Raw genomic sequence first — 22,600 nt, forward strand, 5'->3', positions numbered from 1 at the left:
GAAGCGTAGTCCGAAGCGGCCCCTTGCCGACCGGTGTTCCAGCGGATGAGACACGGGTGTCCGCGGTGGCCGGGTCGCCGGAAATCCTCCCTCGCCGGTGATCAAGACGCTGATCACGGGGCACGCTAAGGACATGACCCTGCTGCGCGCCCTGGAGGAAGCCGTCCGTGGGCAGGTCGCGTTCGACGCGGCGAGTCGGGCGCTGGTGACCATGGACGCCTCCAACTACCGGCGGGTGCCGCTCGGCGTGGTAGCGCCACGGGACGCCGACGACGTCGCGGCGGCGCTTGAGGTGTGCCGGGAGCACGGGGTGCCCGTGGTGCCGCGCGGCGGCGGTACGTCGGTCGCGGGCAACGCGATCGGCACCGGTGTGGTGCTGGACTTCACCCGGTACATGAACCGCGTCGAGGCCGTCGACCCGGCGGCTCGCACCGCCGTCGTACAGCCGGGCGTGGTCCTGGACGAGCTGCGGCGGCAGGCGGCCGCGCACGGCCTGACCTTCGGTCCCGACCCGGCCACGCACAGCCGCTGCACGCTCGGCGGCATGATCGGCAACAACTCCTGCGGCGCGCACTCCGTGGCCTGGGGCACCACCGCCGACAACGTGCACACGCTGGACGTCCTGACCTACGGCGGCCAGCGGCTGCGGCTGGCCAGGGGAACCGACGGCCTGCCCGGCGCGCTCCGGGACGGCGTCGAGAAACTGACGTCAGGTCACCTGGCCGTACTCCGTACCGGCTTCCCCGACCTGCCGCGCCGGATCTCCGGTTACGCGCTCGACCAGCTCCTGCCGGAGAAGGGCGGCCATCTGGCGCGCGCGTTCACCGGCAGCGAGGGCACCCTCGGGGTGCTCACCTCGGCCACCGTACGGCTGGTGGCGGCGCCCGCGGTACGAGCGCTGGCGGTGATCGGCTACGCCGACGAGAGCGCCGCGGCCGACGCCGCACCCGGGCTGCTGCCGCTGCGCCCGTTGACGGTGGAGGGCATGTCCGCCGATGTCGCGGGTGGCGCCGCACGGCTGCTGCCGGGCGGCGGGGCATGGCTGTTCCTGGAGGTCGGCGGCGACTCGACCGCCGAAGTGCGGGCGAGGGCGGACGAGTTGTGCCGGGCGGCGCTGCGGGACGGGGCCGTGGACAGCGTCGTCGTCACCGAACCCGGCGGGCAGCGCGCGCTGTGGCGGGTGCGGGAGGACGCCGCGGGCCTGGCGACCCGGTTGCCGGACGGTGGCGAGGCCTGGCCGGGCTGGGAGGACTGCGCGGTGCCGCCGCCCCGACTCGGCGGCTATCTACGGGAGTTCCGCGAACTGCTGGCCCAACACGGTCTGCGTGGAGCACCGTACGGGCACTTCGGCGAGGGCTGCGTCCATGTCCGCGTCGACTTCGACCTGTCGAGCGCGGCGGGCGTCGCCCGCTTCCGCCGGTTCTCCGAGGACATGGCGCGGCTGGTGGTGGCGCACGGCGGATCGCTCTCCGGTGAGCACGGCGACGGCCGGGCCCGCTCCGAACTGCTGCCGTTGATGTACGGGCCCGAACTGGTGGATCTCTTCCGGCGGTTCAAGGACCTGTGGGATCCGGCGGACGGCATGAACCCGGGCGTACTGGTGTGTCCCGCCCGACTCGACGAGGGGCTGCGCTTCGCGGTGCTGCCTAAGCGCCCGGTGGACGTCGAGTTCGGCTATCCGCACGACGGCGGTGACTTCTCGGCCGCGGTACGGCGGTGCGTGGGTGTGGCCAAGTGCCGGGATCCACAGGCCGGTTCCGGGGTGATGTGCCCGTCGTTCCGGGTCACCGGTGAGGAGCGGCACTCCACCCGGGGGCGGGCCCGGCTGCTGCACGAGATGCTGGCGGGCGAGGTGGTGGCCGACGGCTGGCGTTCACCGGAGGTACGGGAGGCGCTGGACCTGTGCCTGTCGTGCAGGGGGTGCCGCTCGGACTGCCCGGCCGGGGTCGACATGGCCACGTACAAGGCGGAGTTCCTGCACCACCACTACGCGCGGCGGCGGCGCCCGGCCGCGCACTACTCCATGGGCTGGCTGCCGGTGTGGCTGCGCGCCGCGGCGGCGCTGCGGATGGCGCCGCTGCTGAACGCGGCGGCGGCTACGCCGCTGTCCCTGCTGGCCAGGCGAGTTGGCGGCATCGCCCCGGAACGCGACATTCCGCCGCTGGCCCCTCAGCCCTTCACCCGCTGGTGGCGCACGCACCAGGGGGCTGGGGGTACGGGAGGCGCCGTCGTCCTGTTCCCCGACACCTTCACCAACTACCTCAGCCCGCAGGCCGGTTCGGCCGCCGTCCGGGTCCTCGAGGCGGCCGGGCTGCGCGTCGTACTGCCACCGGAACCGGTGTGCTGCGGGCTGACGTGGGTGTCCACCGGCCAACTCGACCACGCCCGCCGCGTGATGCGCCGCACCCTGGACACGCTGCGGCCCGCACTGGCCGCCGGGCTGCCCATCGTCGGCCTGGAACCGAGCTGTACGGCGGCGCTCCGCACCGACCTGCCCGAACTGCTGGGCTCCGAGGACGCCAGGCGTCTGGCCTCCTCGGTACGGACCTTCGCCCAGACGCTTGAGGAGTACGCGCCCGACTGGACCCCGCCGCGCGTCGACCGCCCGGTCGTCGGCCAGACGCACTGCCACCAGCACGCGGTGCTCGGGGACGCCGCCGAACGCCGGCTGCGCGCCAGGGCGGGGCTCACCGGCGAGCTGTCCGGCGGCTGTTGCGGTCTGGCCGGCAACTTCGGCTTCGAACGCGGCCACTACGAGGTGTCACGCGCCTGCGCCGCCGAGCAACTGCTTCCCGCGGTACGCGACGCCCCCGCCACCGCCCTGGTCCTGGCGGACGGCTACTCCTGCCGCACCCAACTGGCCCAACTGGCGGGCGCCAACGCCCACCACCTGGCGGAGGTCCTGGCGAACGCCCTGGCGGTTCGGGGGCTTGCCCCCGACCACTGACCCGCCGCAGCGGCGGGCGCCCCCCCGCGGCGTGGGTGCGGCGGAAGGGGAGCGCAATGCGCCCCGCGGGGTCAGTGAACGGCTTCCCCGTATCCCTCGACGTCGCGCGGGCTGCGCGGACCAGGTCCCACATACCGCGCCGACGGGCGCACCAGTCGGCCGGTCCGCTTCTGCTCCAGGATGTGCGCGCTCCACCCGGCGGTGCGCGCGCAGGTGAACATCGACGTGAACATGTGCGCCGGAACCTCCGCGAAGTCCAGCATGATCGCCGCCCAGAACTCCACGTTCGTGGCCAGCACCCGGTCAGGACGCCGGTTGTGCAGCTCCTCCAGCGCCGCCTTCTCCAGCGCCTCGGCGACCTCGTAGCGCGGCGCGCCCAGCTCCTTGGCGGTACGCCGCAGCACCCGGGCACGCGGGTCCTCCGCCCGGTACACACGGTGGCCGAAGCCCATCAGCCGCTCGCCCTTGTCCAGCGTCTTCTTCACATACGAGACGGCGTCACCGGTGCGCTCGATCTCCTCGATCATCCCGAGCACCCGGGACGGCGCACCACCGTGCAGCGGCCCCGACATCGCGCCCACCGCGCCGGACAGCGCGGCGGCCACATCGGCACCGGTGGACGCGATGACCCGGGCGGTGAACGTCGAGGCGTTCATGCCGTGCTCGGCGGCCGACGTCCAGTAGGCGTCCACGGCCTTGACGTGCCGCGGGTCCGGCTCGCCGCGCCAGCGGATCATGAACCGCTCGACAACGGTCTCCGCCTTGTCGATCTCGCGCTGCGGCACCATCGGCAGCCCCTGTCCACGCGCCGACTGCGCCACGTAGGACAGCGCCATGACCGCCGCCCGTGCGAGGTCGTCGCGCGCCTCCTCGGCGCTGATGTCGAGCAGCGGCTTCAGGCCCCACACCGGCGCCAGCATCGCCAGCGCGGACTGCACGTCGACCCGGATGTCACCGGAGTGCACCGGGATCGGGAACGGCTCGGCGGGCGGCAGACCGGGGTTGAAGCTGCCGTCCACCAGCAGACCCCACACCTGCCCGAACGACACGCTGCCGACCAGATCCTCGATGTCGACGCCCCGGTAGCGCAGCGAGCCGCCCTCCTTGTCGGGTTCGGCGATCTCCGTTTCGAACGCGATGACTCCCTCGAGTCCGGGTACGAAGTCGGACATCAGGCGGCTCCTCTTGATGTGGTCGACGAGTGGCTGGTGACACCTCGGTCATGCCCTGCTCGGGTGGTGGTTCACCCTGCCGAGGGGAACGCAGCAAGATATCTGTTGATGTCGAGAGGTCACAGCGGTCCAGGGGCGATTCTGTCGGTTTCGCTACGTGACCGGAAGCGTGACGTGCGGCACACTGCGTCACCTTGGCCGGGGTGGCGGCTTGCCGGCCCCGTGCCGAACCGCCCTGACGTGCGGTGTCACCCGCCCGGGTGAGCATTGCCCCGGCCACGCACCGGCCGCGTTCCGTGCTGCAAGATGTGCGGGTGCCCCACCCCGACCCCGCCACCATGCGGAAGCAGTACCGGGCCGCCGGACTGGACGCGCCCGAACTCGCCGCCTGCCCGTACGAGCAGTTCGCCCGTTGGTTCGCCGACGCCGCGAGCAGCGGGCTGCCGGAGCCGAACGCGATGGTCGTCTCGACGGCCGACGCGTCGGGGCGCCCCAGCTCCCGCACCGTACTGCTCAAGAGCTACGACACCAGCGGCTTCGTCTTCTTCACCAACTACACCTCGCGCAAGGGCCGCGACCTGGCGGAGAACCCTTACGCCTCGCTGCTCTTCCCCTGGCACCCGATCGCCCGGCAGGTGATCATCTGCGGCCCGGTGGTCAAGGTGACACGGGAGGAGACGGTCGCGTACTTCCGCAGCCGTCCGCACGGTTCGCAACTGGGCGCGTGGGCGAGCGACCAGTCGGCGCCGATCGGGTCGCGCGCGGAACTGGAAAGGCGGTACGCGGAGCTGGCCGACCGCTATCCGGAGAGCGAGCGGGTTCCGGCGCCGCCGTTCTGGGGCGGCTACCGGGTCGACGCGGAGCAGGTGGAGTTCTGGCAGGGCCGGGAGAACCGGCTGCACGACCGGCTGGTGTACGTCCGCGAGGCGGAGGGCTGGCGGATCGAGCGGCTGTGCCCGTAGGCGGCACCGGGAAGGCGCGGCCCGGAAAAGCGGCGACCCGCGGGCTGCCGCCTGGAGGCGCCTCCAGGACCGGTCGGACGAGGTCCGGTAGCCCGCGGGTCGGGTGACTGCTTTGGATTAGGCCTGCGGCGCACGACTCGCAGGCGAGGTGCGCGGCGTCAGCCCGCAGTCACCTCACGCGTCCGATAGTCAATCATTCTTCGGACCACCTCCTCTCCGTGTACCGCCAGCCTAAGAAGGCCACCGGCGGGAGACAACTGATTTTCGCGAACGCGCTGTGGGCTGCGTCACAGGGGGGTTGAATGGGGAGATGTGCAGCCTTCCGACGCCCACGCGAAGCCGCTGAGCGGAGGCGACGAGCAGCTACTCGCCGCCCTCCTAGAAAGCATGGACGCCGCTCTGTGCGCCTTCGACCAGGACGGCCTGGTCACCCACTGGAACACCGAGGCGGCCCGGATCCTCGGCTGGACCACCGACGACGCCGTCGGCCGCCGCGGACTGGCGGGCTGGGCGGTGCGCAGCGCCGACGCCGACGAGCTGATGGCCCGGCTGCTCGGGGTGATGAAGGGGCCGGGCCGCCAGGTCCATGAGTTCGCGCTGCTGACCAAGGACGGCCATCGCGTCCTCGTGCGCGCCCAGACCGCGGCCGTCACCGCGCCCGACGGGCAGCCCGCCGGCGTGTACTGCGCCTTCTCCGAGGTACACGCGCAGATCGACCTGGAGCGGTCCATCGCGCTCAGTGACGCGCTGTTCCAAGAGGCGCCCTGGTGCGTGGTGTTGATAGACGCCGACCTGCGGCCCGCCGTCGTCAACGGATGTGCCGCGCGGGCGCTGCGCACCGACCGGGAGGCGCTGCTCGGCCGTCCGCTCGGCGAGGTGCTGGACCAGGGCGTCGAGGAACTGGAGAGCGCGCTGCACCATGTGCTCTCCGAGGGGCCGCCGACCGCGCCGCTCGACCTGTGGGTGACACTGCGCGCGGACGCGCCGGGCGCCCAGCGGCACTGCTGGCGCAGCGGCTTCGTGCGGCTCGGCTCACCGCTCGGTGAGGAACCTGTGCCGCTCGGCGTCGGCTGGCTGTTCGAGGACATCACGGAGACGAAGCTGGCCGAGCAGGAGGCGTCCCAACTCCGGTTCCGCACCAACCAGTTGCGCCGTGCGGCGAACGCGGGCGCCGAGTGCGAGGACCCCATGGAGGCGGCCACCGGGTATCTGGACTACGCGCTCGCGGGCTTCGCCGACGAGGGCCTGATCGACGTGATGGGCTCGGGCGGCAAGCTGGTGCGGGCGGCCGGGACGGCGGGCGGCCCGGGGCCGTGCCTGCCGATCGCCTCCGGCGGCATCCCGGTGCCGTACGAGGAGGGGCATCCGGCGCTGCAGTCCGTCGAGCGGCTCGGCTCGGTGCGGTCGGCGGACCTCTCACCGGAGAAGGCCGCGTCCCGCCGCTGGCCGGAGGGGACGGTGTACGGGCTGTGTTCGGTGCTGCGCAGCCGGGGGCGGACGCTGGGCGTGGTGACGTTCCTGCGGGGTGCGGGACGGCGGCCGTTCGACCGTGCGGACGCGGCGTTCGCGGAGGACGTGGCGGCCAGGGTCGCCGCGGCGCTGGACATGGCGGCGCTGCTGAACCGGCGGCGTTAGGCGGCTCAGCGCCGGTAGAAGATCCGGTCGCCGTACTCGGCCAGGATCCGCCCGTTCCACTCGTGGCCGCCGTCCACGTTGCCCGACCGCAGCAGCGGCGGGGTGTGGCCGCGCTCGGCCAGCTCTCCGACCGCGGTGGCCACCACCGCCTGGAGCAGGGCGCTGGTGACGACGGTGGACGCCGGGCCGAACGGCGCCGGGACGCCCTCCGCGGTCAGCTCCGCGTCGCCGACCGGAATCTTGCTGTCGATCACCACGTCGCAGTGGTCCTTCAGATATGTCCCCGAGGAGTGCCGCGACCTGGTCTGCTCGGGGTACGCCAGCGAGGTGACGCCGATGACCTTCAGGCCCAGCGCTCGGGCGTTGAGCGCCATCTCGACCGGCAGCGCGTTGCGGCCGGACAGGGAGATGACGATCAGCACATCGCCCGGCTCCGCGGGGCTGGTGTCCAGTACGGCCGCGGCGAGCCCGTCGACCCGCTCCAGCGCGCTGCCGAGGGTGGCGGGCACGACGTCCACGCCGATCACGCCGGGCACCGCGAGCAGGTTCATCAGGGCCAGCCCGCCCGCCCGGTACACCACGTCCTGCGCCGGGAGCGAGGAGTGACCGGCGCCGAAGACGAAGATCCGGGCGTTCCCCTCCACCGCCTCGGCGAGCAGTCGGCCCGCGTCGGCGATGCTCTCGGAGTCCTCGTCGCGTACCCGGCGCAGCAGGGCGATGGCCGCGTCGAAGTACTGTCCGGCGAGATCGTCAGCCGCCATGTCGCCGTCCTCCGCTCCTAGGTCGCCGATCACGGTGGAGCCTTCCGGTATGGGCTGTCAACCGCGAGCGGGCCGCGTTGTCGGTGGGATGCGTCAGAATTGTCAGCAGGGCCACCGCACGAGCTATTGAGGGGCACGTATGTCGGGACACCTCATCGACACGACGGAGATGTATCTCCGCACCATCCTGGAGCTTGAGGAGGAGGGTGTGGTCCCCATGCGCGCCCGTATCGCCGAGCGGCTGGACCAGAGCGGTCCGACGGTCAGCCAGACGGTTGCGCGGATGGAGCGGGACGGCCTGGTGCAGGTCGCGGGTGACCGGCACCTGGAGCTGACGGAGGAGGGGCGGCGGCTCGCCACCCGCGTCATGCGCAAGCACCGGCTCGCCGAGTGCCTCCTGGTCGACGTCATCGGCCTGGAGTGGGAGCAGGTGCACGCCGAGGCCTGCCGCTGGGAGCACGTGATGAGCGAGGCGGTGGAGCGGCGGGTGCTCGAACTCCTGCGGCACCCCACCGAGTCGCCGTACGGCAACCCGATTCCCGGCCTGGAGGAACTGGGGGAGAAGGCGGAGGCCGATCCGTTCCTGGACGAGGGGACGGTCAGCCTGGTCGACCTGGACCCTGGCACGGACGGCAAGACCGTGGTGGTGCGGCGGATCGGCGAGCCCATCCAGACGGACGCGCAGCTGATGTACACGCTGCGGCGGGCCGGCATCCAGCCGGGGGCGGTCGTCAGCGTCACCGCGTCCCCCGGCGGAGTCCTGGTCGGCTCCGGTGGCGAGGCGGCCGAGCTGAGCCAGGACGTGGCGGGCCACGTCTTCGTCGCCAAGCGGTAGCACTCGCGCTCGGCGGTTCCGGTGACACGGTTTCCGTCCACTGCGCCCGGGTGGGTGGATCGCTCCGCCCACCCGTTGGCCGTCCGGCTTGGCCTGCCTGTGGCGCCGGGTGTGCGTGGGGTCGGGAGTGCGAACCCCGAAGGGGTGTGCGGAAAGGTACTCGCAGCCCCGGTGAGCGAAGCGTCCCGGAACGGGATGGGGCCCCGGCGCATGCCGGGGCCCTCCTCCCCCTCGTCCCCCGGGTGCCGTACCCGGAACCCCGAGCTCTCCGGGTCCTTCCCCTCACCCGGCGGGGGACGATCCCTCCCTGCTGGAAGTACTCCCCGCAGGGCCTCCAAAGCACACCCTCGCCTTGTCACTCGAAAGGGCGGTGTTAAGCGCCATACCCACTTCTTCGAAGGTGAGTTCGATACGGTGGGTGCGTTCGGCCAACCGGGCCGGACAGGACGGTTGACCCGGGGGTGCCGGATCGATGGTTCGTCGTGTCGAGGTGTCCGGAGCGGGCGGCGTGCGGCTCGCCGCCTGGGACTTCACAGACCAGCACAAGCCGCATGACGGATCCGCGCCGCCGGAGGCGCGCGAGGTTCCGCGCCCCGCGGTGCTGATGCTGCACGGGTTGACGGGGCGCGCCGCGCACTGGGCGCCCACCGCCCGGGCGTTGGCCGCCCGCTACCGCCCGGTCGCGCTCGACCAGCGCGGCCACGGCCGCTCCGCCAAGCCGGACGGCCCGTACACCCGCGAGGCGTACATCGCTGACGTACTGGCCGCCATCGAGCAACTCGGCCTGGCGCCGGTCGTCCTGGTGGGCCACTCCATGGGCGCGCTCACCGCCTGGCAACTCGCCGCCCGCCACCCCGAGTTGGTGCGCGCCCTGGTCATCTGCGACATGCGGGCCTCGGCGCTCGGCGAGGCGAGCCAGCGGGAGTGGGAGCAGTGGTTCGCCTCGTGGCCGCTGCCCTTCACCGCACTGGCGGACGTGCGGAGGTGGTTCGGCGCCGACGACCCCACGCTGGAGCGGCCGCGGCCCGCCCGCGGGGCGTTCTACACCGAGGTGATGGAGGAGCGCTCCGGCGGCTGGTGGCCGCAGTTCTCCTTCCGGCACATGCTTGACTCCCGCGAGCCGTGGATGCGTGACGCGCACTGGGACGAACTCGCCCAAGTGTGCTGTCCCACCCTTGTCGTACGCGGCTGGGACGGCGAACTGGGCCGGGCCGAGGCCCAGGAGATGGTCCGCGTGCTGCCGCACGGCTCGTACGCCGAAATAGCGGACGCCGGCCATCTCGTCCCGTGGGACCAGCCGGACGCCTGGCAGCACACCCTGGAGGAGTTCCTGGCCGGCACCGTCCGCTGACGCCTCAGCGGACGGCGCCACGGCAGCCGCCACCGCCTCAGCGGTCCCGCTGGGCGGCGGCCTCCCGGCCGCAGGCATAGGCGAGCGGGCTGATCAACTCCTCGGCGTCCGGCAGCCAGCGGTTCAACGCGGTGGGCTGCCGCGCCCACTGCACGGACCCCCGGCCCATCCGGCTCGGCGGCGCCGGTACGTAGTCCCCGTCCCCGCGGACCACCATGTCCAGCGCGGACGGCGGCCACCCCAACCGCCGTACCAGGTCCGGGACCTTGGCGCTGGCGCCGGGCAGGACGAAGAACACCAGCCTGCGGTTGGGCGTGGACAGGACCGGGCCGAGCGGTAGCTCCATCCGTTCCATCCGGGCCAGGGCCAGGCAGCCCGCCACCTCCGGCACGTCGATGACGTCGAAACTCCGGCCGGTGGGCAGCAGTACGGAGGCGCGTGGCTCTCTGGACCACATCCGGCGTACCGCCACACCGCTACCGGTCGCCTGGCCCGGCCAGTCGGTGCGGGTGGGGTGGGCGCCGGGCGCGGGGCAGCCGCTGAAGCCGCAGGAGCAGCGCAGGACGCCGCCGTTGTCCTCAAGCCAGCTGCCGGGGAACACGTCCCAGTGCCGCTCGTCCGCGTATCGCACCGCCGCCTCCAGCAGGTGTTCGGTTACGGCGAGCGGCTGCGGGGCTCCGATGGTGTCTTCCACGCGATGCACAACTTCCCTTGTCAGCAAGGGTTACGGAGGCCCCGTTCCCTCTTGGGTGGGACACGCGGGGCGCACAGGTGCACGGTTGGGGGCGCGCACGGGGGACCGGCTCCGGGGGTGGGTAGTTCCTTGACGGCACGGTGGCACGTCTCATTGCGCAAAGTACCGATAAAGAGCCGTAAAGCGGCATAACTGCCCGCCTCCGGTGGGCAGAGATCATGCAGCACGGGGAGCGACCCGGCTGCGACACCGTTAGGTACAGAGGGGGGACGACGATGGCCGCCCGACCACTGGTGGCGCGACAGCCGAACGAACGGCTGCAAGCGCTGATCCAGGAAGCCGGATGTTCCAACGCCGGCCTGGCTCGCCGCGTCAATATGTGCGGCGCCGAGCACGGCCTCGATCTGCGCTACGACAAGACCTCCGTGGCGCGCTGGCTGCGAGGTCAGCAGCCGCGCGGCCGGGCGCCGGCGATCATCGCCGAGGCGCTGGGCCGCAAGCTCGGCCGCACCGTGACGATCGACGAGATCGGCATGGCCAACGGCAAGAACCTGGCCTCCGGCGTGGGTCTGCACTTCGCGCCCACCGTGCTCGGCGCGGTGGAGCAGGCCTGCGAGTTGTGGCGCAGCGACGTGGGGCGCCGCGACTTCCTGACCGGGTCCACGGTGGCGGCCTCGGCGCTGGTCGAGCCGAGCCGTGACTGGCTGATCACCGGTCCGGACACCTTGGTCTCGCGCAGCGGCGGACCGCGGGTCGGCGCCGCGGACGTGGCGGCGGTACGGGCGACGACGCAGGCGCTGGTCGACCTCGACCACCGCTTCGGCAGCGGCCATGTCCGCCCGATCGTGGTGCACTACCTCAACAGCGTCGTCTCCGGACTGCTGGCGGGTTCGTACCGGGAGGCGACCGGCCGCCAACTCTTCGCCGCAGTGGCCAGGTTGACCGAACTGGCCGGGTACATGGCGGTGGACACCGGTCAACCCGGCCTCGCCCAGCGGTACTACATCCAGGCGCTGCGACTGGCGCAGGCCGCGGGTGACCGCGGTTACGGCGGTTACGTGCTGGCGGCCGGAATGAGCCATCTCGCCGCCTCGCTCGGCAACCCCCGGGAGATCGCGCAACTCGCCAGGGCCGCTCAGGAGGGCGCGCGCGGCCATGTCACCCCCACGGCGCAGGCGATGTTCTACGCGGCGGAGGCGCGTGGCCACGCCCTGCTCGGTGACGCCAGGGCGTGCGAGACGGTGGCGGGACGGGCGGTGGAGGCCCTGGGCCGCAGCGTTCCGGAGGACGATCCGGACTGGATCGCGCACTTCGACGAGGCCTATCTGGCCGACGAGTTGGCGCACTGCCACCGTGATCTGGACCAGCCGGGGCCCGCGATGCGCCGGGCCGAGGAGTCGCTCGCCGGGCATCCGCCGACCCGTGCCCGGCGGCGGGCGATAGGGCTGCTGGTGCTGGCCTCCGCGCAGGTGCAGGCCCGGGAGGTGGAGCAGTCCTGCCATACCGCCGCGCAGGCGGTCGAGTTGCTGGGCGGGCTGCGCTCCAACCGGGGCGCGGAGTACCTGGACGACTTCCGCCGCCGTATCGAACCGTTCTCGGACGAGCCGGTGGTAAGGGAGTTCGGGGCGCGACTTGAGGAGAGTGAGCTGGCGGCGTGACGCGGTCCCGGCGGGGTGAGGAATGTCTCGGGGCGCGCCCCCGTCCCCCGCCGGGACGCTCCAATTGTTACGGGACCGCTATACCGACGCCTTCCGCCGTTACGGAAGGCGCTGCATGCTGCGATTTCCTGGAGCGTGTGCCGGGCCCGCGAGTGACCGTCAGCACATTACTGTGCGGTCACTCACACGGGTGCGTAGTGGGGACTGGAATTGACCCGGTAGCGTGAGCCGACGTTCCGAAGGGCCGGTCGGGGGTCAGGGACTCAGCTCCACCCGGGGCGTGTCCCTAACGGCCACAGTTACGCAGCAGGCAGGAGTTCCGGTGATGCAGAGCGGGCGGGGAGAAGAGGCGGCGGACGGCGCGTACCGGCCGATGCCGATTCCACACGAGCCGCAGGCGTCGGCGGTGCCCGAGGCCCGCGAGGGCGTCGTGCTGCCCGCGCACGGCGAACAGCACGGCGAGCAGTGGCCGCAGCCGAACCAGGTGGTGCAGCCCGCCCCCGGCCAGCCGTGGGGCGCCCCGCAGCACGCTCCGCAGCAGCCGTCCCAGCCGCAGTCCCCCCAGGGCTTCCAGCCGCCGCACGGCGTGCCCCAGCACCCGGGCGGAGGTGAGGCCACCCAGCTGCTTCCGCCCTACGGCCAGCAGTCCGAGGCGCCCCACGCCGTACCGCCGCACGGCCAGGAGTCCGAGGCCACCCAGTTCCTGCCGCCCTACGGTGAGCAGTCCGAGGCCACCCAGTTCCTGCCGCCCTACGGTCAGCAGTCCGAGGCCACTCAGTTGCTCACTCCGTACCCCCAGGAGTCAGAGGCGACGCAGCTGCTCACCCCGTACGGTCAGCAGGCCCAGGCCGCACCGGGTGCCGAACCGCCCGCGCCCGACGGCGAGTCGGAGAAGACGCAGCTGATCGCGCCGATGCGGCAGCAGCCCGTCGAACTTCCGCGGCAGGCCGCCGAGTTGCGCCAACCACTGCCGCCGGAGCAGCAGTTCCAGACGCCGGTACCGCCGCCGCCGGCGCAGCCGCCCGCCGCTGGTGTGCAGACGCCGCCGATGCCCAGCGCCGCGCCGTACTCCATCCGGCCGGGCGCCCCGGGCGACCAGCCGCCGGAGGAGCGCACCCAGCTGCTGACGCCGCAGCAGCCGGGCGCGCCCGCCACCGAGCAACTCCCGCGCTTCAACGAGGCGTGGCAGTCCCAGCCGCAGGGCGCGACGGCGCACCACGCCGAGCAGGCACCGCCGCAGGCCAGGGACGACTACGACTTCCTGTACCGCAAGGACGGCGACCCCGGCGCCGCGCGACCGCCGCACTCCCCCTCGTACGGCAACGGCATGCCGCCGCAGCCGCCGTACACCCAGCAGCCCGCACGCGACTTCGGGCAGGACGCGCCCGAGCGCCGCGCGAAGTTCGGGAAGCTCTCGCCGATGGCCATGATCGGCATCGGGGTCGCCGGTCTCGCCGTCATAGGGGTCGCGGTCGGCGCCGCGCTCAGCGGTGGCAGCGACAACAGCGGCGACCAGCAGAAGGCGGGCGTCGCCTCGCCCGCGGCGGGCGGCGGCGCCAACGGCGCGGCGGACGCGGCGCAGGCGCAGGCCAAGCAGCTCGACTCGCTGCTCAAGGACAGCAACAGCAGCCGTGCCACTGTGATCAGCGCGGTGGCCTCCATCAAGTCCTGCTCCAACATGGGCCAGTCGTCCGCGGACCTTCGTACCGCCGCGAGCCAGCGCGCCCAACTGATCACCAGGCTCGACCAGTTGACCCTGGACAAGCTGCCCAACCACGACGAGCTGGTCAAGCAGCTCACCGCCGCCTGGAAGGCGTCCGCCGAGGCGGACAACGACTACGCGGACTGGGGCGACCAGGTGTCGAAGGACAAGAAGGGCTGCGACAAGGGCCACGCCAAGGGCACTCCGGCCGCGCAGAAGGGCAACGCGGCGAGTGGCCGGGCCACCTTCGCCAAGAAGAAGGCCGCCGACCTGTGGAACCCGATCGCCGGCCAGTACGGCCTGACCCAGCGGCAGTTCACCGATCTGTAGCGGCTCCGGTCAGCCGGTGCTCTCCAGCGTGTCGCGTAGGTCCACGAAGCCGCCCTTGCCGACCGCGGTCAACCGGCCGTCCCTGACGACCTGGTAGGTGACCGTCGCGTTGACCATGCGCGGATAGCCGCGCACCGCCAGCGTGTCCGCGTACCGCCAGCCCAGCGGCGGGGTGAGGCCGCCGGTGGAGACATCATGGGCGTGGTCGAGTGCGTCACGGACGGTCTGCGCGGTGACCGGGCCCTGGCCGAGCGAGCTGACGATCTTGGTGAAGACCGTGTACGCGATCCAGGTCGTCTCCGCGCCCGGGTCGGCGACGTCGATCCGGTTGTCGCCGAAGGCATAAGTGGAGACCGCGTTGCGCATCGGGTTCCAGGCGGGGTCGCTGGCGGACGGGTACCAGCTCGTCGCGTACGCGCCCTCCAACGGGCTGTCGGCGCCCCCGGTGCTGTCCAGCAGCGACTGCTTGACGCTGCCGAGCACGGAGGCGGTGCGCACCTGCTGCCCGGGGCCGAGCCGCCGGAAGGAGTCGAAGAACGTGGCCGTACGGTCGCCGAGCACCGCCGTCACACAACGTCCCGGTTCGCCCGAGCCGATCGCCCGCTGGGCGGCACCGGTGTAGTCGGTGGCGTCGTCGGGTGCGCGGATGTCGTCGGCGGGGGCGCGGTGCCGGAACGCCAGTCCCGCGTCGAGGAACTCGGGGTACTGGTCGCCCGCGGCGGTGTCCGGGCGGACCAGCGCGGTGTGGTCGCAGATGCTGGACAGCTGGCGGCCGTTGCCGGCCAGCAGCGCGGGCGCGCCGCCGTTGACCGGATAGGACAGCGGGCTGGTGAACTCCTCTGGCGCCACCCCGTACCCGCCGAGGTACGGAATGCCCGCGTTCTCCAGCGAGGCCATGAAGCTCTGGCCGTACTGGCTGTACGAGCCGACGACGGCGACCGCGTTGGCGTCCACGGCCTGCTGTGCGCAGCGTTCCGCGCGGACCGTGTCGTTGTGCTCGTCACACGTGAGGACCTTCAACGGGTGGCCGTTGATGCCGCCTTCGGCGTTGACCATCCGGGCGTAGGCCTGCGCCATCGCCGGCATACCGGGCATGTTGGTGGAGTTCGTGCCTTGCGGCGCCCAGGTCATGACCACGATCGGTGCCTTGGCGCCCGCCGCCGACCCGGTTCCCGGCACCACACCGCAACCGCTGACGCCACCGCCGACCAGGGTCGCCACCGTCGCTGCCAGAGCACCGAACCGTCGTATAGCGGTCATGGCTCCGTACGTTCCCCGGCCGCCGTCAACGACGGAGTGACCGCACCGCAACCGGGGGTGTCGGATAGGTGAATTGCCCGTACGCGCGGTGTGCGCGGTGTTCGCTTCGGACCGTACCTGGTGATATCCGTGCCGTTCGCTGAACGTACGATCGATAACCGTGCAAGGTTCGGAGAAGTCTTCCCGGCGGGGCGCCCGCTCCTCCACGATGGGGCGTATGCCGCTCAACGACATGCCCTGGTGGCGCTGGCGCAGCAATGTGCGTTCCGCGCTGCACATGCTCAGCGATCCGGTCTTCCAGCAGGAGTGCTGGGTCGCCGGCCGTCCCGGCTACGGGGATGTGACGGACGCCGTCTACCGCCTGGTCGAGGACACCTGGTTGGACAACTGGTCCGCCGAGAAGTACGTCGGGACGATCTTCCGCGACGCGCACGAGGCGGCGCTGGTGGACGCCGCCGTGCTGCGGGTGCTGCGGATCCTGCACGAGGTCGGCGCGGACGCCCCGGCCGCCGTCTACCTGGGCCACCCCGGCTGGCCGGAGGCGGTACGGGCGGCCCGGGAGGCGCACGTACGGCTGGCGACCAACGACGGTGACGACGTGGACGCGCCGCCGCGGTCGCTGGACGTGCTGGCGATCTACACCCGGTCCCGCTGACCGGTCTCGCCAACCGGACCGCTGACCTGCGGTCCGCCGGGATGTGCGAGGCTATTGCGGTGACCGAAGCACAGCGCACCGCCCCGCAGTACGTCCTGACGCTGTCCTGCCCCGACAAGCAGGGCATCGTGCACGCCGTCTCCAGTTACCTGTTCATGACTGGTTGCAACATCGTGGACAGCCAGCAGTTCGGTGATCAGGACACCGGTCTGTTCTTCATGCGGGTGCACTTCTCGGCCGAGCCCTCGGTCACCGCCGACAAGCTGCGGGCCAGCTTCGCGGCCGTCGCCGACTCCTTCCGCATGGACTGGCGGATCTACCCCGCCGAGGAGAAGATGCGGATCGTGATCATGGTCAGCAAGTTCGGGCACTGCCTGAACGACCTGCTGTTCCGCTCACGCATCGGCGCGCTGCCGGTGGAGATCGCGGCGGTGGTCTCCAACCACCGGGACTTCGAGGAACTGGTCGGCTCGTACGGGATTCCCTTCCATCACGTCCCGGTGACGAAGGAGACCAAGGAGCGGGCCGAGGCCGAGCTGCTGAAGCTGGTCGAGGACGAGGACATCGAGCTGGTGGTGCTCGCGCGCTACATGCAGGTGCTCTCCGACGACCTGTGCAAGCGGCTGTCCGGGCGGATCATCAACATCCACCACTCCTTCCTCCCCAGCTTCAAGGGCGCCAAGCCGTACCACCAGGCGCACGCTCGCGGTGTGAAGCTGATCGGCGCGACGGCGCACTACGTCACCGCGGACCTCGACGAGGGCCCGATCATCGAGCAGGAGGTCGAGCGCGTCAGCCACGAGGCCAACCCCGACCAGCTGGTCGCCGTGGGCCGTGACGTCGAGTGCCAGGCCCTGGCCCGAGCGGTCAAGTGGCACAGCGAACACCGCGTCCTGCTTAACGGCCACCGCACGGTCGTCTTCGCGTAGGCCTCTTTCCCACCCGCCCACCCCAAGGGCTCCGGCCCCCGGAAGGGCGGGTGGGGCTACATTCGGGACAGGCTGGCCGTCGCCGCGAGGACATCCCGAATCGCCTGGCGATCCCCCGCCTGCCCGACCGCCAGTTCCTCCGGCTCCCGGTGCCCGGCCGCCAACTGGCAGAACTCCGTCGCCTCCAGGGCGACCTGCGCGACGCTCCCCGCCTTCGAGCCCACCGCCGCCGGTGAGTCCAACGGGATGAACCAGTTGCCGCCGCCGTCGCCCTCCAACTCCAGATGGACGGAACGTCCCGGCGTGCCCGCCTCCACCCACCGTGCCGGCGAGGTGGCGAGCCCGGCTCTGCGCCGCCCGGCCAGGGCGATCGGCAACAGCCGTGCCGTCAGGTCGAGCATCGCGTTCAGGTGCCGCGGCGCGGGCGGCTCGTACGGGTAGTCGACCGCCTCCGCGATGTCTCCGGCATGGATCCAGCACTCGAACGCCCGGTCCACGAACGCGTCCCGCAACGGCAGCTTGAAGTCCCCGTAGCTGACGTCGAGTCCACCCGCGCTCCGCCCGGCGAAGGACACCGTGCGCAGCAGGGTGTGGCCCTGCTCCCGCCACTCCTCACGCACCTCGCCGCCGCTTCGGCTGCCGGTCCGCCGCCAGTACTCGATCGTCCGCTCGGTCGGATCCCGCGGCGCGTCCGCGTCAAGTGCCGCGTTCTCCCCGAGCGCGGCCCCTATCAGCCCGTCGACCGCGGTCAGATGACCGATGACGTCGGCGACGGAGGCACGCCGCGCACCGGAGTGCCACTCCAGGACGACCGGTGCGGCCCAGTCGCCAGGCCCGAGGTCCCGCAGCAGCGCGTCGAGCCGCGCGGTCTCCGCGTCGTAGGGTCCCGCCCACTCGGGCACGGGTATCCGGGCCGGTCGACGGCCCAGGCAGTTCTCCAGCACCCGGGCGCGCAGCAGCGGATCGAGGTCGAGCGAGTCCTCCGATCGCAGCAGCCCGACCGCGTCCCGCAGCCGTACGGCCTCCTCCGCGCAGGTGGCGCAGTCGGTCAGGTGCGTCTCCACCGCCGCCGTCTCCTCGGCGGAACAGGCGGACAACGCCCACGCGCCGAGCAGCGACTTCAGCGTCAGATGGTCCAGCGTGGGTGCCGTCGCGGGGAGCGGCGACGGAAGCGGTGGCCCGTCCTCCGCCGCGCCCCGGGGCAGCGGCACCCGCGGCAGTGGCGGGCCGCCGTTCTGCTCGGGGCCGATGCCTCGCGGACCATCTCCGATGGGCCCTGTCATCGCGAACTGCCCCGTCCCGACGGGGAGGCGGAGTCCGCCGGTGGACCGGCCTGCATGGCGGTGGAGAGCATCTGCAGGCCGAGCCGGAGCCGCCGCCGTGCCTCGTCCTCGGTGAGGCCCAGCTCGGCGGCCGTCTGCCGGTAGTCGCGGCGGTGCAGATACGCCAGGTCCAAGGTGGCGCGTATCGAGGCGGGCATCGAGCTTTTGATGAAGTCGGCGCGGGCGGCGGTGTTCGCCTCGCAGACCTTCCGTTCGAACTGCTCGGCGGTGCGCTCACCGCCCTCCCTGATCCGCTCCGCCTCACACCGCCGCAGCCGGTGCACCGCCTGCCGCTGGGTGAGCGTGGCTATCCAGGAGCGCAAGTTGCCTTCCTTGGGGTCGTACGCGTCCGGGTTCTCCCAGATGTACCCGAAGACCTCGCGGGTGATCTGGTCGGCGGCGTCCTCCTCGCCCATCACCCGGTACGCGAGACCGTGCACCAGCGAGGCGAAGCGGTCGTACAGCTCGCACAGTGCCGCCTCCTCCCCTCGGGCCAGCCGCTGCTGCATCTTGCGGTCCCAGCGCGGTGGTGCGGGTGTCGCCATCCGGCCGCCCCCTCTCGGCTCACCTCATCGCTCAACGTCCATCGCTCATCACTCATCCGTCACCAACGAATGTATCCGCAGGGTCTGACAACGCGCCCCGTTTTGCCACAACGAACACCCGATGGGTAACCGGTGAGTACGGAACGGGTACCCAACCCGCCACAAGTAGAGGCCTGGTGAAGACGAGCTGTTATGGGGGTGTGACCACGGCTGAAGGGGGAAGGCATCGCCGCTGGGCATAGGGTCGGGATGACCGGAACGGAACGACCTGCCGACGAAGGGGCAGCGAGCGGTGGCGTTGAGAGTCAAGGCGGAGCAGCGGGACGGCTGGACCGTGCTGCGGGTGTCGGGCGAGATGGACCTGGTGACCTCCCCCGCGGTGCGGCAGCACGTCCACGACGCGGTCGCCGACGGGCGGCGCAGGGTGGTGCTCGACCTGTCCGACGTGCGCTTCTGCGACTCCAGCGGGGTGGGCGTGCTGATCGCGGCGCGCCGCCTGATGCGCTCGTGCACCGGCCGTCTGCGGCTGATACTGCCCGCCAAGGGCGCGGTGGACGGCTCCCACGTCAACCGGGTGCTGGCCGCGCTGGGGGTACGCCGCCTGTTCGAGGTCTTCCAGGACCTGGACGCCGCCGTAGACGAGACGGCCCGCCCGCTGTCGGCCTGAGCCGCCGAGGGCTCACCTGACGGCGTAGTCCCGCAACGCGGGCTCCAGCAACCCGAACGCCTCCCGGGCCGCGTCGGCGAGCCCGGCGAAGAACTCCTCCTCGTCCTGCCCGGCCTCGGAGCGCCGTCGCGCCTCGTGGAACAACACCCGCGCCAGCGCCTGCTCCTGCTGGTCGTAGATCTCCCGCAGCCGTGCCCGTAGCGCCGGGCTCTCCACGGCCAATCGCGCGAAGCCGGGCCCGACGCGGCCGAGCAGCGCGGCGTGCGCCTCGCAGTCGGCCAGGTACCTGCGGCGAAGTGCGGCGAGCGCCGACTCCCCGGGGGCACGTTCCGCGACGGTGCGCGACGGCCTGTTGACTACGAACCAGCGCTGCACCAGCACCCGACGGTACTCAAGGAGCGCCCCGGCGTAGCCGCAGTAGGCGTCGATCCGCTCCTGGCGCAGCTTCTCGTCCCGGGTGAGCCGCGCGGCGCGCTCCGCCGTACGGCGCTGGAAGGCGTGCGTGACGGTGGACCCCAGCAGTGTGCCCAACACGGCGATGACGCTCGGCAGAACCGCACCCATGACCGCAGTCGACCACACGCTCGCGCCCTGCGCGATGGCACGATCGCGGCATGACACACATCACGTTCGCAAAGGGCGACATCACCACCCAACATGTCGACGCCATCGTGAACGCCGCCAACTCCTCGCTGCTGGGCGGGGGCGGTGTGGACGGGGCGATCCACCGCGGGGGCGGCCCGCAGATCCTCGCGGCGTGCCGTGCGCTGCGGGCTTCGAGGTACGGCAAGGGGCTGCCCACCGGCCAGGCTGTGGCGACCACCGCCGGCCGGCTGCCCGCGCGCTGGGTGATCCACACGGTGGGGCCGGTCTGGTCGGCGAGCGAGGACCGCTCCGCCGCGCTGGCCTCCTGCTACCGCGAATCCCTGCGCGCGGCGGACGAGTTGGGGGCGCGGACGGTGGCCTTCCCGGCGATCTCCACCGGCATCTACGGCTGGCCGATGGACGACGGCGCCCGGATCGCCGTGCGTACGGTGCGCGAGACGGAAACCTCGGTGGACGAGGTGCGCTTCGTCCTCTTCGACGACACGGCGTACCGGGCGTTCACCGAGGCGATCTCCTGACCGCGCCCCAGGGGGCCGCTACGGGTGCAGCCGCCCCGCGAAGCGGCGCTCGAAGCCGTCGCCGGTGTCCGCCGTCACCGCGTAGTCGTAGCGCCCGGCGGAGGTCGGCGCGAGCACCTCCCGCGCGGTTCCGCCCGGCGCGACGGTGACCGTGCGCGGCAACGAACTCGGCGCGAACTGGGCCGCGTTGGCCCCGATCGTGAAGACGACCGGCTTGCCGCCCTCGTTGCTCAGGACCAGCCGGACACCGTCCGGGTGCTCCACGGCGGCGATCTCGGGGTGCCCCTTGGCCGGGTCGCTCCAGGTGCGGACGTCGCCCTTGAAGCCGCGCAGGAACCCGTCGGGCCCGTGCGCGTCGATGTCGTACGGGCCGCCGCTGACCGCCTGCGCGCTGAAGAAGTCGGTGACCGTCCCCCCGACGGGCAGGGTGTAGCGCCAGGCGCCGAACTGGCGGTGGTTGACGGTGTACATCGACAGTCCGGCACCTAGGTGGCCGAGGTTGTCCACCGTGATCCACAGCAGGCCCTTCGCCGTGTCCGTACGCGACGACGAACCGAACCGGTAGCCGACCGGAAGCGCCGGCCGGTCTCCGGGCTCCACGTCGGGGAAGCTCTGCACGATCGGCGGGAAGATCGGCGGCAGCACCTTCTTGTCCTGCTCGGCGAGGTCCGCGAGCAGCTGCTTGGTGTCCGGCAGCGTGGGAAACGCGGTCGTGTTCTTGTGCCGGAAGTCGAACGCCGACATCAGGTCGCCGCACACCGTACGGCGCCAGGCGGAGATGTTGGGCTCCTTGACCCCGGTCCAGTTCTCCAGGAAGCGGAGCACGGAGGTGTGGTCGAAAACCTCGGAGTTGACGCGTCCGCCACGGCTCCACGGCGATATGACGATCATCGGCACGCGCGGTCCGAGACCGATGGGCGCGCCACCCACGAACTCGTCGGGCGTTCCGTCGGGAGCCACCGGCGGCACCACATGGTCGAAGAAGCCGTCGTTCTCGTCGTAGTTGAGGAGGACCACGGTCTTCTCCCAGACCTCGGGGTGTCCGGCCAGCGCGTCGAGCACATAGGACGCGGTGAAGTCGGCGCCCTGCGCCGGGGGATGGTTGGGGTGCTCGGACTGGTCGGTCGGCGCCACCACCCAGCTCACCGCCGGAAGCGACCCGTTGGCGACGTCCTGCGCGAAGTCGTCGGGGCCGCGTTTGGCCATGCCCCGGGTGTAGAGCGGGGAGTCCTTGGGCGCGCTCTGGAACTGCTTGAACCACGCCAAGGGGTTGTCGTCGAAGTTGTCGTCCTGCTGGTAGATCTTCCAGGAGATCCCGGCGGACTGCAGCCGCTCGGGATAGGTGGTCCAGGTGTACCCCTTCTCGCTGTTGTCGGTGACCGGCCCGCCGCCCGTGCCGCGCGGGTCGATCATTCCCGTCCACAGGTAGAGCCGGTTGGGGTTGGTGGACGCCATGGTGGAGCAGAAGTACTGGTCGCACAGTGTGAACTGGTCCGCGAGCGCGTACTGGAAGGGGATGTCCTGGCGGCGGTAGTACCCCATCGTGTACCAGGACTTGGCCGGTATCCAGTTGGTGTACTGGCCGTTCGCCCAGGCGCTGTGAGTGCCGTCCCAGGAGTGGTCGAGGTCGAAGATCCGCTGGGCGTCGGAGGTCGAGGTGTCCAGGTGCCAGGGCAGCAGAGTGGTTCCGCCGAGCTTGCCCAGCAGCTTCTGGTGCAGCACGTCGGACCCGTTCGGCAGCCGCACCAGCGAGGTGTCCCGGTAGCCGCGCACCCCGTTCAACGTCCCGTAGTAGTGATCGAAGGAACGGTTCTCCTGCATCAGGATCACCACGTGTTCGACATCGTCCAGCGTCCCGTGCGGCCCGCGCCGCGCGGTGGCGGCCATGGCCTGCCGTACCGCCCCGGGCAGTGCCCCGGAGCCGAGCGCGGCACCACCGGCGACAGCCGAACCCAGTAGCGTGCGGCGGGAGATGGGGGACACGGCGCCTCCTGGTCGGCTCTGGTTACCGGCGGGTACAGGCCGGTGCGGCGCGATGATTCCAGCCACCG

19 protein-coding genes are annotated in these 22,600 nt (G+C 71.8%); 11 read left to right on the forward strand and 8 right to left on the reverse strand.

The genetic code is table 11. The features are described from left to right. Nucleotides 1-133: 133 nt before the first annotated feature. Complete coding sequence (locus O5O46_RS13395; protein WP_269855610.1) at nucleotides 134-2,947, forward strand: FAD-binding and (Fe-S)-binding domain-containing protein; 2,814 nt, start codon at nucleotides 134-136, stop codon at nucleotides 2,945-2,947. 71 nt (nucleotides 2,948-3,018) lie between these two features. Here the strand turns inward: O5O46_RS13395 and O5O46_RS13400 are convergent, their stop codons facing one another. Then, nucleotides 3,019-4,119, reverse strand: a complete 1,101-nt coding sequence (locus O5O46_RS13400) for a citrate synthase 2 (protein ID WP_269855611.1) — start codon at nucleotides 4,117-4,119, stop codon at nucleotides 3,019-3,021. 338 nt (nucleotides 4,120-4,457) lie between these two features. On the opposite strand from O5O46_RS13400, the gene pdxH reads away from it, so the two are divergent. After that, nucleotides 4,458-5,081: a pyridoxamine 5'-phosphate oxidase gene (gene pdxH / locus O5O46_RS13405; protein ID WP_269855826.1), complete on the forward strand. Its 624-nt coding sequence runs from the start codon at nucleotides 4,458-4,460 to the stop codon at nucleotides 5,079-5,081. A gap of 342 nt (nucleotides 5,082-5,423) precedes the next feature. Continuing rightward, nucleotides 5,424-6,716, forward strand: coding sequence for a PAS domain-containing protein (locus tag O5O46_RS13410; protein ID WP_443072534.1), 1,293 nt, complete (start codon nucleotides 5,424-5,426; stop codon nucleotides 6,714-6,716). Between the two features lie 5 nt (nucleotides 6,717-6,721). Here O5O46_RS13410 and O5O46_RS13415 read toward each other — a convergent pair whose 3' ends face one another. After that, complete coding sequence (locus tag O5O46_RS13415; protein WP_269855613.1) at nucleotides 6,722-7,477, reverse strand: SIS domain-containing protein; 756 nt, start codon at nucleotides 7,475-7,477, stop codon at nucleotides 6,722-6,724. Between the two features lie 139 nt (nucleotides 7,478-7,616). On the opposite strand from O5O46_RS13415, the gene O5O46_RS13420 reads away from it, so the two are divergent. Together O5O46_RS13420 and O5O46_RS13425 are read left to right on the forward strand one after the other, a co-directional pair. Then, nucleotides 7,617-8,312: a metal-dependent transcriptional regulator gene (locus O5O46_RS13420; RefSeq protein WP_269855614.1), complete on the forward strand. Its 696-nt coding sequence runs from the start codon at nucleotides 7,617-7,619 to the stop codon at nucleotides 8,310-8,312. A gap of 472 nt (nucleotides 8,313-8,784) precedes the next feature. Continuing rightward, nucleotides 8,785-9,663 carry an alpha/beta fold hydrolase gene (locus tag O5O46_RS13425; RefSeq protein ID WP_269855615.1) on the forward strand — a complete coding sequence of 293 codons (879 nt, stop codon included), beginning with the start codon at nucleotides 8,785-8,787 and terminating at the stop codon, nucleotides 9,661-9,663. 37 nt (nucleotides 9,664-9,700) lie between these two features. Here the strand turns inward: O5O46_RS13425 and O5O46_RS13430 are convergent, their stop codons facing one another. Then, complete coding sequence (locus O5O46_RS13430) at nucleotides 9,701-10,357, reverse strand: bifunctional DNA primase/polymerase (RefSeq protein ID WP_269855616.1); 657 nt, start codon at nucleotides 10,355-10,357, stop codon at nucleotides 9,701-9,703. Nucleotides 10,358-10,632: 275 nt separating this feature from the next. On the opposite strand from O5O46_RS13430, the gene O5O46_RS13435 reads away from it, so the two are divergent. Continuing rightward, the gene (locus O5O46_RS13435) at nucleotides 10,633-12,015 is read left to right on the forward strand and encodes a transcriptional regulator (protein ID WP_269855617.1); all 1,383 of its coding nucleotides are present in this window, start codon (nucleotides 10,633-10,635) and stop codon (nucleotides 12,013-12,015) included. Between the two features lie 325 nt (nucleotides 12,016-12,340). Next, nucleotides 12,341-14,047, forward strand: a complete 1,707-nt coding sequence (locus O5O46_RS13440; RefSeq protein WP_269855618.1) for a hypothetical protein — start codon at nucleotides 12,341-12,343, stop codon at nucleotides 14,045-14,047. Nucleotides 14,048-14,056: 9 nt separating this feature from the next. On the opposite strand, the gene O5O46_RS13445 is transcribed toward O5O46_RS13440, so the two are convergent. Beyond that, the gene (locus O5O46_RS13445; RefSeq protein ID WP_269855619.1) at nucleotides 14,057-15,307 is read right to left on the reverse strand and encodes an ABC transporter substrate-binding protein; all 1,251 of its coding nucleotides are present in this window, start codon (nucleotides 15,305-15,307) and stop codon (nucleotides 14,057-14,059) included. Between the two features lie 154 nt (nucleotides 15,308-15,461). Between O5O46_RS13445 and O5O46_RS13450 the strand changes: the two genes are divergently transcribed. Together O5O46_RS13450 and purU are read left to right on the forward strand one after the other, a co-directional pair. Then, nucleotides 15,462-15,962 (forward strand): SCO4402 family protein, encoded by a 501-nt coding sequence (locus tag O5O46_RS13450; protein WP_443072535.1) that lies wholly within the window; start codon nucleotides 15,462-15,464, stop codon nucleotides 15,960-15,962. A 41-nt stretch (nucleotides 15,963-16,003) separates the two neighbouring features. Continuing rightward, on the forward strand, nucleotides 16,004-16,891 hold the full coding sequence (gene purU, locus O5O46_RS13455; RefSeq protein WP_269855620.1) for a formyltetrahydrofolate deformylase: 888 nt from the start codon (nucleotides 16,004-16,006) through the stop codon (nucleotides 16,889-16,891). Nucleotides 16,892-16,947: 56 nt separating this feature from the next. On the opposite strand, the gene O5O46_RS13460 is transcribed toward purU, so the two are convergent. Beyond that, nucleotides 16,948-18,174, reverse strand: a complete 1,227-nt coding sequence (locus O5O46_RS13460) for a maleylpyruvate isomerase family mycothiol-dependent enzyme (RefSeq protein WP_269855621.1) — start codon at nucleotides 18,172-18,174, stop codon at nucleotides 16,948-16,950. Next, complete coding sequence (locus tag O5O46_RS13465; protein WP_269855622.1) at nucleotides 18,171-18,758, reverse strand: sigma-70 family RNA polymerase sigma factor; 588 nt, start codon at nucleotides 18,756-18,758, stop codon at nucleotides 18,171-18,173. The genes O5O46_RS13460 and O5O46_RS13465 overlap by 4 nt, the downstream gene beginning before the upstream one ends. 292 nt (nucleotides 18,759-19,050) lie before the next feature. Here O5O46_RS13465 and O5O46_RS13470 point away from each other — a divergent pair, with 292 nt between their 5' ends. Continuing rightward, a complete protein-coding gene (locus O5O46_RS13470; RefSeq protein WP_269855623.1) occupies nucleotides 19,051-19,425 on the forward strand; it encodes an STAS domain-containing protein in 375 nt (124 codons plus the stop codon). Nucleotides 19,426-19,437: 12 nt separating this feature from the next. Here O5O46_RS13470 and O5O46_RS13475 read toward each other — a convergent pair whose 3' ends face one another. Beyond that, nucleotides 19,438-19,989 carry a hypothetical protein gene (locus tag O5O46_RS13475; protein ID WP_269855624.1) on the reverse strand — a complete coding sequence of 184 codons (552 nt, stop codon included), beginning with the start codon at nucleotides 19,987-19,989 and terminating at the stop codon, nucleotides 19,438-19,440. A gap of 50 nt (nucleotides 19,990-20,039) precedes the next feature. Here O5O46_RS13475 and O5O46_RS13480 point away from each other — a divergent pair, with 50 nt between their 5' ends. Beyond that, entirely contained in the window at nucleotides 20,040-20,549 is a 510-nt protein-coding gene (locus O5O46_RS13480; RefSeq protein WP_269855625.1) for an O-acetyl-ADP-ribose deacetylase, read from the forward strand. An 18-nt stretch (nucleotides 20,550-20,567) separates the two neighbouring features. Here the strand turns inward: O5O46_RS13480 and O5O46_RS13485 are convergent, their stop codons facing one another. Next, nucleotides 20,568-22,532, reverse strand: coding sequence for a phosphocholine-specific phospholipase C (locus tag O5O46_RS13485; protein ID WP_269855626.1), 1,965 nt, complete (start codon nucleotides 22,530-22,532; stop codon nucleotides 20,568-20,570). Between the last annotated feature and the right edge of the window lie 68 nt (nucleotides 22,533-22,600).

This window comes from Streptomyces sp. RPT161 (assembly GCF_027533845.1).
Classification (GTDB): Bacteria; Actinomycetota; Actinomycetes; order Streptomycetales; family Streptomycetaceae; genus Streptantibioticus_A; species Streptantibioticus_A silvisoli_A.

What these genes read in the sequence shown, in the direction of transcription:
- O5O46_RS13425 (WP_269855615.1), top strand. Translation starts at nt 8,785, where the DNA reads ATGGTTCGTCGTGTCGAGGTGTCCGGAGCGGGCGGCGTGCGGCTCGCC.
- O5O46_RS13400 (WP_269855611.1), bottom strand. Translation starts at nt 4,119, where the DNA reads ATGTCCGACTTCGTACCCGGACTCGAGGGAGTCATCGCGTTCGAAACG.
- O5O46_RS13480 (WP_269855625.1), top strand. Translation starts at nt 20,040, where the DNA reads ATGACACACATCACGTTCGCAAAGGGCGACATCACCACCCAACATGTC.
- O5O46_RS13475 (WP_269855624.1), bottom strand. Translation starts at nt 19,989, where the DNA reads ATGGGTGCGGTTCTGCCGAGCGTCATCGCCGTGTTGGGCACACTGCTG.
- O5O46_RS13395 (WP_269855610.1), top strand. Translation starts at nt 134, where the DNA reads ATGACCCTGCTGCGCGCCCTGGAGGAAGCCGTCCGTGGGCAGGTCGCG.
- O5O46_RS13440 (WP_269855618.1), top strand. Translation starts at nt 12,341, where the DNA reads ATGCAGAGCGGGCGGGGAGAAGAGGCGGCGGACGGCGCGTACCGGCCG.
- O5O46_RS13445 (WP_269855619.1), bottom strand. Translation starts at nt 15,307, where the DNA reads ATGACCGCTATACGACGGTTCGGTGCTCTGGCAGCGACGGTGGCGACC.
- O5O46_RS13415 (WP_269855613.1), bottom strand. Translation starts at nt 7,477, where the DNA reads ATGGCGGCTGACGATCTCGCCGGACAGTACTTCGACGCGGCCATCGCC.
- purU (WP_269855620.1), top strand. Translation starts at nt 16,004, where the DNA reads ATGTGCGAGGCTATTGCGGTGACCGAAGCACAGCGCACCGCCCCGCAG.
- O5O46_RS13420 (WP_269855614.1), top strand. Translation starts at nt 7,617, where the DNA reads ATGTCGGGACACCTCATCGACACGACGGAGATGTATCTCCGCACCATC.
- O5O46_RS13435 (WP_269855617.1), top strand. Translation starts at nt 10,633, where the DNA reads ATGGCCGCCCGACCACTGGTGGCGCGACAGCCGAACGAACGGCTGCAA.
- O5O46_RS13460 (WP_269855621.1), bottom strand. Translation starts at nt 18,174, where the DNA reads ATGACAGGGCCCATCGGAGATGGTCCGCGAGGCATCGGCCCCGAGCAG.
- O5O46_RS13465 (WP_269855622.1), bottom strand. Translation starts at nt 18,758, where the DNA reads ATGGCGACACCCGCACCACCGCGCTGGGACCGCAAGATGCAGCAGCGG.
- pdxH (WP_269855826.1), top strand. Translation starts at nt 4,458, where the DNA reads ATGCGGAAGCAGTACCGGGCCGCCGGACTGGACGCGCCCGAACTCGCC.